We start from the raw sequence: 1,178 nt of genomic DNA, 5'->3' as shown, positions 1-1,178 counted from the left end.
GGTCCGACGTGCCCGCCGAGCCGGGCCGGAACGGGGCCGAACCGGCCCGGAGGGCGTCGTCGTCGGTGCGGGTCTTGGCCCGTGGGACGCCGGCGGCGGCCCGGCTCAGGTTGGCCGACGGGCCGCCGGTCGCCGCGTCGGTGCGCGTGCTCGGCGACGAGCTGCTGATGACCGTCGGCTCGGTCACGACCCGCTGGTCGTTCGCCCGGGCGCCCGGCCCGGGCCGGGACGGTGGCCGGGAGGTCCTCTGGCTCGGTCGTGATGGCCGGGCCTGGGAGCTGTGCGAGGCGGTGCCGGGGCTGGCGCGGGACAGCGGGGCGACGCGGGGCGGGCAGGCGTGCAGCCCGATGCCGGGCACCGTCATCGCCGTGCTCGTCGAGGCCGGGGCGGCGGTGACCGCGGGGCAGTCCCTGCTGGTCGTCGAGGCGATGAAGATGGAGCATCCGGTCATCGCGCCCGTCGCGGGTGTCGTCACCGACGTGCTCGCCCGCCAGGGCGACCTGGTCGCGCTCGATCAGCCGCTGGCCGTCGTCGCCCCGCGCCCTGACCCCACGGCGGTCGCGTCCGCGGCCTGAGCGCCCCGGATGACCGCCTACGGCCGTCCAGACTCGGTCCGCGCCCGGGTCTCATCAGGCGCGCCGCGGCGGGGTCAGCTGGCCGACGAGGGCCGCGCGGGCCTCCTCCTCGCCGAGTCCGACGAGGTCGACCGTCTCGATGGCCGCGAGCCACCCGGGCGGCTCGCACGGCTCGACCCGGACGGTGAACGCGGGCCGCTGCCGGCCGCCGTTGCTCGTACGGGCGGCGGAGAGGTAGGCGGGGGACAGCACGACGAGCAGGGCCGGCGGCCCGTCGCCCACCGCCGTCCGCGGTGCGGGCCGGGCCGGTCGCGTGTCGGTCTCGAGCGGCTCCACCTGCCAGCCGGCCGCCTCCAGGTGCCAGCTGATCCAGGCCGCCCAGGCATGGTCGGCCGTGACGTGGGAGATCACCAGGACGTGGGAGGTCACCAGGTCGTGGGAGGTCACCAGGTCGTGGGAGGTCACCAGGACGTGGGAGGTCACCAGGTCGTGGGAGGTCACCAGGTCGTGGGAGGTCACCAGGTCGGCGCCGTGCGCCGCGGCCACCCGCGCACGGCCCCGGCTGGTCGAGGACGGGCGCGTGCCGCCGGCGCTGGCCAGGGC

General features: G+C 77.5%; 3 protein-coding genes. 1 reads left to right on the top strand and 2 read right to left on the bottom strand.

The window, feature by feature from the left end:
* Nucleotides 1–187: hypothetical protein (locus MXD58_RS25030; protein WP_250610086.1), on the bottom strand; the 187-nt coding region annotated here is incomplete at its 3' end.
* Here MXD58_RS25030 and MXD58_RS25025 point away from each other — a divergent pair.
* Entirely contained in the window at nt 111–575 is a 465-nt protein-coding gene (locus tag MXD58_RS25025; protein WP_518478680.1) for an acyl-CoA carboxylase biotin carboxyl carrier protein subunit, read from the top strand. The genes MXD58_RS25030 and MXD58_RS25025 overlap by 77 nt on opposite strands.
* Before the next feature lie 54 nt (nt 576–629).
* Here the strand turns inward: MXD58_RS25025 and MXD58_RS25020 are convergent.
* Nucleotides 630–1,178, bottom strand: a 549-nt coding sequence (locus MXD58_RS25020) for a toll/interleukin-1 receptor domain-containing protein (RefSeq protein WP_250610083.1), incomplete at its 5' end; no start/stop codon positions are given.

Source organism: Frankia sp. AgKG'84/4, from assembly GCF_023242965.2.
In the GTDB taxonomy this organism is placed as follows: Bacteria; Actinomycetota; Actinomycetes; order Frankiales; family Frankiaceae; genus Frankia.
The sequence above is the reverse complement of the archived record's forward strand: the minus strand, read 5'-3'. Positions and strand labels throughout refer to the sequence as shown.